The sequence below is a fragment of the Maribrevibacterium harenarium genome, from assembly GCF_006385675.1.
Classification (GTDB): Bacteria; Pseudomonadota; Gammaproteobacteria; order Pseudomonadales; family Marinomonadaceae; genus Marinomonas; species Marinomonas harenarium.
In genome coordinates, this window is record NZ_VFRR01000030.1 from 1 (window position 1) to 8,416 (window position 8,416).

The following is an 8,416-nucleotide window of genomic DNA, read 5'->3' on the forward strand; positions in this document are numbered from 1 at the left end:
TCAGCGAAAGAAAGTTGGTTCATGGTTGGCAGGAGTCGTAGTCAGATTAAGTCGGCTAGATTGTCTCACATTGCCGACTTAATCGCATGTTCCTTAGCACGCTTTACGTAGCAGAAGGTTATGAATCCGGCAAAGAAACCATACGCGCTATGGAACTCAAGCAACTTCATGATATTACCTTTTTTGTTCTTGATGAGTTAGAAAATAAACTCGATGAGGCGATGCTTGGTACTAAGCCCATCTCCGAGGGGTTGTCTGAAGCAGACTTACTCGATGCGCTTTATCATTTTGAGATGCCATTAATGGTAGTGGTGTCCGACTCAACCGGTTCTGTGGCAGCATCCCAGAAGATTGATGTCACTATTCTGAGCGAGATGCGGTCCGTTTTAACTAATAATACTTTCCTCGAGAAAGAGCTTGGTGGACATGATCACGACACATTGAGTTCGTCAAATTACGATCTCGACCAATACTTTTACAACTTTGCAGGCACAAAGTATTGCATCATGTTCCATGATGTCGCCTTGGAAAATGGTCATAAAATTCGTATCTTTATGGTTAAAGAAAGCCAAAGCGATAACTACGTAGTGGATAAGGTTTTCACTCGGTTGATGATATCCTCCACCATTGTGGTCTGGATTGCTATTTGGGGTGCGGTGGCCGTTGCCTTTTTTCTTTGGAAGCGTATCGAAAGCTCCAATCGTCGCGTCATTACGGCGGCAAATACTGACTCCCAAACAGGACTACTCAACGAGCGAGCATTACGAGAAAAGTTCGACTCCCAGCAAGCCAATTTTGCCAATAGAGAGCACATCATCTACGCAGCGAAATTCCGCAATCTATCGCAAATACTTGCCAATAATAGTTCATTGATCGTCTCTAAGACGCTTCATCAATTGGCGACACAATTACGGCAGAATATCGATAAATCGTGTTTATTAGCGCGGCTAAACGATGGTACCTTCGTAATTGTTGCTCCCTATCGCAAGAAAGATTGTATTGATACATTTCACAAGCTGATAAACGAGCCACAACAAGTTGATAACTTTCAATTTTCACTCGACCCAACGGTGGTGGAAGTCATCTTTCCCAATGACGTGAATCGTTTTGATCGCCTGATTTCCTCCATCTCTACGCTAATATTCAGTGCCAACCAACAACGGTTGCCATTCCTTCGCTATAGCCGGGATCTAATCAAGGTGAGTCAAAAGGCGTTACAGTATTCCGCAGAAATCCGGGATGCTATTGAGCAACATCAGTTTGAATTGTACCTACAGCCTAAAGTCGATATGCGCACCGGTGCTACAGTCGGAGCAGAGGCGTTAATACGCTGGAATCACCCAGAGGATGGTTTGCTCACGCCCTATCACTTTTTGGATATTGTTGAACAAAGCAATGTTCGCTCACAGTTTGCTCGGTTTGTTGCTAATGAAGCAGCTAAATTAGCCAAGGATTTACACAGTAAAGGCCATCATCTGCCGGTATCCTTTAATCTCAATGGGTATGATGTGTTCGATACAGAAGTCACCACCACACTGGAGCAAATCGCAGTTTCGTTACCAGCCACTAACTATCCAATGCTAGAGATCGAGTTGACGGAATCAGAGACTTCGATCGATGTGAAACATATCGCCGAAAAGCTGGAATACATCTCCAGTCTTGGCTATTCCATTGCACTGGATGATTTTGGTACCGGTATGAGTTCGTTCTCTTTCTCCCACACTCTACATATCAATACAATCAAGATAGATAGATCATTCGTGATTCAGTTATCTGACGATGAGCGCTCTTACATTCCGATTAAGACTATTGTCTACTTAGCCAATAATTATGGTTATCACATTGTCGTTGAGGGTGTAGAGACGAAGGAGCAAGCTGAAACCTTAATCAAGCTAGGCTGTCATCACTGCCAAGGTTATTTCTATGCCAAGCCCAGCACCTATAGCGAATTTCTAGAGAGATTGGTGTAAAAGAACGACTGTCTGCGGGTAATGGATGAGTGCCATGACTACGTTGGAACAAACAACATAGCCATGGCATCGGTTGTAGCCAGTGTCGGTTATGACCCTAACTGTTGCTCTAGTTCTGGCAGCACTTCAAATAAATCCGCGACTAAACCGTAATCGGCGACTTGGAAAATCGGCGCATCTTCGTCGGTATTAATCGCGACAATGACTTTCGAGTCTTTCATACCGGCTAAGTGTTGAATCGCGCCAGAAATTCCGCAGGCAATATACAATTGCGGGGAAACAATCTTACCAGTCTGCCCTACTTGCCAATCGTTCGGTGCATAACCCGCATCCACCGCAGCCCGTGACGCCCCTACTGCAGCGCCAAGCTTGTCCGCCACCGGCAAGATCACCTGCTGGAATTGCTCTTTAGAGCCCAGTGCCCTACCCCCAGAGATGATAATATTAGCCGTTGCTAGTTCTGGGCGTTCAGAGACAGATAAAGTGTCTTCCACATGCTCCGATAGGGCAGCAGATAGATTAACTGAAACGGCGCTAACAGGAGCACTCGCCCCAGTACCGGCGGCCTCAAAGTTGGCCGTACGTACCGTGATAACTTTTATCGGCTCGTTACAACGCACGGTCTGAATGGCATTACCGGCATAGATGGGGCGTTTGAAGGTGGATTCGTCCAACACTTCGATCACATCAGACACCTGCATCACATCAAGCTTGGCTGCGACCCGGGGCAAGGTATTTTTACCCGTTGTGGTCGCCGCAGCGACGATCCCTTGGTACTCAGATGCCAGCGATAAGATCACCTCAGCGCACGGTTCGGCTAGCTGATTTGCCAGACCGGCATCATCCGCCAACAACACAGTGCTGACTCCGGCTAGGGTGGCCGCCTGTTGGGCTACCGCTTCACAATCTTGGCCTAGTACCAGGATATCCACCGCACCAAGCTTGGTGGCAGCCGTCAGCGCTTTGGCGGTATGGGCTGATAAAGTGTGGTTGTCGTGCTCGGCGATTAATAGGGTTTTCATGGTTTTTCTCCTTAGAGCACACCGGCTTCGTTTTTCAATTTATCGACCAATTCAGCGACGGTCACTACTTTGATACCTGCTTGGCGTTTGGCAGGCTCTTGGGTCTGGACAATCTCTAAACGCGGTTTTATGTCACCTTCCCCCAAGCCAAGTTCCGCTGGCGTCAGCTTGTCGACCGGTTTTTTCTTCGCTTTCATAATATTCGGCAAGGAGGCAAAGCGCGGCTCGTTCAAGCGTAGATCCGTAGTCACTACCGCAGGCAAGGACAATTTGACCGTTTGTAACCCCCCATCCACTTCTCGGGTGACCGTCACCTGGGTATCATCAAGGGCCACTTCAGAGGCGAACGTCCCTTGGGGCCAGTTCATTAACGCTGACAACATTTGACCAGTTTGGTTGCAGTCATCATCAATGGCTTGTTTGCCTAAAATTACGAGGCTTGGCTGCTCTTTCTCGGTCACTTTTTGCAGTATTTTCGCTACTGCCAGAGGCTCGACGGCAAGGTCATCGGTATTCACTAAAATGCCTCGATCCGCCCCCATGGCAAGGCCGGTACGCAAGGTTTCTTCCGACTTGGCCGAACCGATTGATACCAATACTACTTCGTCTACTTTGCCAGCTTCTTTGAGGCGCACAGCCTCCTCTACGGCAATTTCATCAAATGGGTTAATGGACATTTTGACATTGGTTAAATCAACGCCCGAGCCATCGTTTTTCACCCGAACTTTGACGTTGTAATCCACAACGCGTTTTACGGCTACCAGTACTTTCATAGTGACTCCTTTTCTTATTCTCTGCCTCAGCCATCTCGGAAACGCGATGGCTGAGGCTCTGGTGACAGTTATAGGTCTTTTACTAAGCGTAGCGCATCATAGATGGCTGCGTGGGTATTTCGTGTGGCGACTGCATCCCCAATACGGAATAACTGATAACGACCATCGGGATTGCGCACTACGCTTTGGGCTGAACCGTTGATCAATTGATCGTGGGACATTTCCCCCAAATTGATGGAATGAGGCTTCAACTCAAAATAGATATCATCTAAAGGAATTACCCCATGATTGACGATAATTTGATCGTATTCACGTACCTGATTGATGCCGCCGTAGTCACTACCGATATGGGCTTTTAGTGTCGCACCGTCTTTTTCTACCGCGTCTAACCGGTAGGTGACGGTGAAGGTTGTATCCAGCGCTTGTAGCGTGCGCATGTAGGGTACCAAGTTCATCGCCATGACTTCAGGCGCAAAGGCGCGGTCAGGTGTCATGATTTCCACTTTAGCCCCGGTTTTGGCAATAATTTCCGCCGCTTGAAGCCCCGCATGGTCGCCGGCATCATCAAATACCAATACATTTTTACCGGGTTTCACATCCCCAGAGATAATGTCCCAAGTAGAAATAACGTGTTCATTGCCGCGACTCAGAACGTCTGTGTGGGGCAAGCCACCGGTAGCAATGATCACTACATCTGGATTTTCCGCTTCGACGTCATCTGCCTCTGCCCAGGTATTGAATTTAAATTGCACACCCAATCGCTCACATTCCGCCATACGCCAGTCGATGATGGAAATCATCTCTTTGCGGCGTTCGCTTTGTGCGGTTAAGCGCACCTGTCCACCGGGAACATTGGCGGCTTCTAACACCACCACTTCGTGCCCCCGTTCACCGGCTACTCGGGCAGCCTCAAGACCTGCCGGGCCAGCCCCAACGATGACGAACTTTTTCTTGGTAGTGGCTTTCGGAATGTCGTGGGGCATGGTTTGCTCACGACCAGAGGCAGCATTATGCAAACAAAGGGCTTCGCCGCCTTGGTAAATGCGATCCAAACAGTAGTTGGCACCAACACAAGGGCGAATCTGCTCTTCCCGCTTTTCGATAATTTTGCGCACTATATGTGGGTCCGTAAGATGGGCACGGGTCATGCCAACCAAATCCACTTTGCCAGATGCCACCGCGTGGCGGGCTGTCGCCACATCGGGGATTTTCGCTGCATGGAATACCGGCATACCGGTGGCAGCGCGGATGTCTCCGGCAAAATCCAAGTGCGGGCTGTTCGCCATACCCTGAATCGGAATCACATCGGTCAAACCTGGGTCCGTATCAATATGCCCCCGGACCACATTAAGGAAATCCACCATGCCGCTTTCTGTGAGGCGACGGGAGATTTCAAAACCTTCCTCTGGACTCAAGCCCCGATCCATCATCTCGTCACCGGTGTAACGCATCCCGACGATGAACTCGTTACCTACACGCTGGCGAATGGCTGAAAGCACATCAAAAGCAAACTGCAAACGGTTGTCGAGGGAACCGCCGTAGGGGCCATCTAGATCATTAGTCAAAGGCGACCAGAACTGATCCATAAGGTGCCCGTAGGCTTGTAATTCGATACCATCCATACCTCCAGCTTGCATACGTTCGGCAGCGTCGGCGTAATCCTTTATAATGCGCTCGATATCCCAGTCTTCTAACTTTTTTGGAAAGGCACGGTGAGCCGCTTCCCGATTATGGGACGGGGACACCACCGGCAACCAATGGGCTTTGTCCCAACGGGTACGACGACCTAAATGGGTAAGCTGAATCATGATGGCAGCACCGTGTTCGTGCACCGCATCGGTTAGGTCTTTGATATAGGGGACGACTTCGTCTTTGTAGACCAAAAGGTTGTTGAACACCGGCGGACTGTCTTTCGATACCGCCGCCGAGCCTGCGGTCATAGTCATGGCGACACCACCCTTAGCGCGCTCTGCATGGTAGGCAATATAGCGGCCTTTGGGCATTCCCTCTTCTGGGTACGCTGGCTCATGGGAAGTCATGATAATGCGATTACGAAGGGTAAGATGCTTTAGCTGATAGGGCTGTAATAAAGGATCATTTGACATGGCCGCGCTCCTGTTCCTAAGGGTTATGTGGGTGGCGAATGAGAATGACTTATTGGTTATTTTTCGGGTTATTTCAGTTTGTTTTATTGATGCTAAGAAAAAATGTACAATAGTGTCAATTGATTTAGATTTATAAAATTAAAAATATTCACTACTGTACATTTTGCGATAACGACATGTACTGTTTACGTCAAATTGTGGTGGCAAATGAGTCAAATGAAAAAGCAATCAAATAACGACAGTGGCTGGCGGGGTTCGCCGGAAGTATGGTTCGAGGCTGCCGTCGAAATTCTATTGGAATCCGGCGTCGAAGCCGTCAAAATCGCCACGCTAGCCAAACGCTTAAACATTTCTCGCACCAGCTTTTACTGGTTTTTTAAGGACCGCGACGCCCTATTGCAGGAATTGGTGGCTTTTTGGCAACGTAAGAATACCGGCAGCTTGATTCGCCAAGTGGAAGCCTACGCGGAGACCATCACCGAGGCGACCTTGAACATTTTTGACTGCTGGTACGATCAAACCCTGTTCGATGCGCGTCTTGAATTCGCGATTCGTAGCTGGTCTTTACAATCCATTGAGATTAAAAACGCTGTTCAAGCAGCGGATGATGAACGTTTAGAAGCCCTTATCGCCCTGTTTGAACGTTTTGGCAAAACTCGGATCGAAGCAGAGGTAAACGCTAGAACCTTGTATTTGGTGCAGATTGGGTATATCACCATGCAAACCCAAGAAACACTGGCCACCCGTATGCGGCGTGTGCCGGATTATGTCAAAGCCTTTACCGGGCAGTTGCCCAGTGATAGCGAGATTAGTCGCTTTCACCATCGACATGCCTTTAACCATACCACCGAGTAACCCGATTAATGTTTACTGCTGCTGACCTCGATGCCATTTGGCTGACTCTGCAACTTGCAACGACAGTAACCTTGGTCTTACTGGTAATCAGTACTCCTATTGCTTGGTGGCTGGCACGCACAAACTCTTGGTTAAAAGGTCCGATTGGCGCCATTGTGGCCTTACCATTGGTATTGCCGCCCACGGTATTGGGATTCTATTTACTGGTGGCGATGGGGCCTCACGGTTGGGTCGGACAGCTGACCCAGCAGCTTGGTATTGGCTTGCTGCCCTTCTCGTTTTGGGGCTTGGTGATTGCCTCGGTGTTTTACTCCCTACCCTTCGTGGTTCAACCCATTCAAAACGCCATGGAAGCCATTGGCGAGCGCCCGTTAGAAGCCGCTGCCACCTTGCGAGCAGGCCCTTGGGATAGTTTTTTTCATGTGGTGCTGCCCCTGGCAAAACCAGGCTTTATCACCGCTGCGATTCTCGGTTTTGCCCACACCGTCGGGGAATTTGGTGTAGTGCTGATGATTGGTGGCAATATCCCCCAAGAAACTCGCGTGGTGTCGGTACAAATTTATGATTATGTGGAAGCCATGGAATATGGGCAGGCACATTTATTGGCGGGACTTATGGTGGCGTTCTCGTTTTTGGTTTTACTTGGTGTCTATGGAACTCAACGGCAAGGCAACGCAAGCTTTTGGGGGCCAAGTAAATGAGCTCAGATACCATCCAAGCGCAATTTCACCTCACCCGTGCCACCCCGGGGCAGTCAGATTTTACCCTTGATGTGGATCTCACCCTCGCTAACCGAGGCGTTACCGCGATTTTTGGTCAATCCGGCTCCGGTAAAACTACCTTTTTGCGCTGTATCGCTGGATTAGAAAAGGCACCTCTTGGGAAACTTCATGTGCACGGAGAAACCTGGCAGGATGAATCCCGTTTTGTACCGACTTACCAACGCCCTATCGGCTACGTGTTTCAGGAAGCGAGCCTCTTTGCTCACTTAACAGCCGCCCAAAATATCGAATTTGCCGTAAAACGTGCCAAACCACGCCCAACCGTTAGTCAGCAGACGCACATTATCCGCTTAATGGGGTTAGAAAACCTACTGCAGCGCTACCCACACCAACTGTCTGGCGGCGAACGGCAGCGGGTTGCCATTGCTCGGGCGCTATTGATTCAACCACGCCTACTCTTGATGGACGAGCCTCTCGCGTCCCTAGATTCAGCTCGCAAACGCGAAATCCTCCCCTATCTTACCCAGCTACGCAGGGAGCTCGATATCCCAATTTTTTACGTGAGCCATAGCGTCGAGGAAATCGCTCAATTAGCGGATGACGTCGTGGTGCTTGAAGCAGGTAAAGTCATTGCACAAGGAGAAATTAGCCAGATTTTCTCTCGTACCGATCTGCCGCCACTGTCAGGTTTTGATACGGGAGCCCTGTGGCAAGGCATTGTTTCCGAGCGGGATACCCAATGGCATTTGGCAAAAATCACCTGCCCCGGGGGGGATATATGGGTGCGAGACAATGGCGATATTCTCGGTAAAGAGGTACGCATTCGCATTTTAGCCAGAGACGTCAGCCTCACCCATAGCCAACACCAAGACACTAGCATCTCCAACCGACTCGACAGCTGCATTACCTGTATCGAGCCGGACACTGACCCAGCCATGGTGCTGGTCCACCTTGCTTGTGGATCAGATC

7 protein-coding genes are annotated in these 8,416 nt (G+C 49.3%); 4 read left to right on the top strand and 3 right to left on the bottom strand.

All coding sequences use genetic code 11. The annotated features are described in order from the left end of the window. The first annotated feature begins 86 nt into the window (after positions 1 to 86). Entirely contained in the window at positions 87 to 1,970 is a 1,884-nt protein-coding gene (locus FJM67_RS13045; RefSeq protein WP_140589956.1) for a bifunctional diguanylate cyclase/phosphodiesterase, read from the top strand. Positions 1,971 to 2,059: 89 nt separating this feature from the next. Here FJM67_RS13045 and FJM67_RS13050 read toward each other — a convergent pair whose 3' ends face one another. The 3 genes from FJM67_RS13050 to FJM67_RS13060 all read right to left on the bottom strand — a co-directional run bounded on the left by FJM67_RS13050 (position 2,060) and on the right by FJM67_RS13060 (position 5,870). Then, a complete protein-coding gene (locus FJM67_RS13050; protein ID WP_140589958.1) occupies positions 2,060 to 2,992 on the bottom strand; it encodes an electron transfer flavoprotein subunit alpha/FixB family protein in 933 nt (310 codons plus the stop codon). Positions 2,993 to 3,003: 11 nt separating this feature from the next. Further along, positions 3,004 to 3,765 (bottom strand): electron transfer flavoprotein subunit beta/FixA family protein, encoded by a 762-nt coding sequence (locus FJM67_RS13055; protein ID WP_140589960.1) that lies wholly within the window; start codon positions 3,763 to 3,765, stop codon positions 3,004 to 3,006. Positions 3,766 to 3,833: 68 nt separating this feature from the next. Continuing rightward, on the bottom strand, positions 3,834 to 5,870 hold the full coding sequence (locus FJM67_RS13060; protein ID WP_140589962.1) for an NADH:flavin oxidoreductase: 2,037 nt from the start codon (positions 5,868 to 5,870) through the stop codon (positions 3,834 to 3,836). A gap of 216 nt (positions 5,871 to 6,086) precedes the next feature. On the opposite strand from FJM67_RS13060, the gene FJM67_RS13065 reads away from it, so the two are divergent. The 3 genes from FJM67_RS13065 to modC form a co-directional block, all read left to right on the top strand. Further along, a complete protein-coding gene (locus FJM67_RS13065) occupies positions 6,087 to 6,725 on the top strand; it encodes a TetR/AcrR family transcriptional regulator (RefSeq protein ID WP_140589968.1) in 639 nt (212 codons plus the stop codon). Positions 6,726 to 6,733: 8 nt separating this feature from the next. Beyond that, a complete protein-coding gene (gene modB / locus FJM67_RS13070; RefSeq protein WP_140589964.1) occupies positions 6,734 to 7,426 on the top strand; it encodes a molybdate ABC transporter permease subunit in 693 nt (230 codons plus the stop codon). Then, on the top strand, positions 7,423 to 8,416 hold a 994-nt coding region (gene modC / locus FJM67_RS13075), incomplete at its 3' end, for a molybdenum ABC transporter ATP-binding protein (RefSeq protein WP_140589966.1). The genes modB and modC, both read left to right, overlap by 4 nt.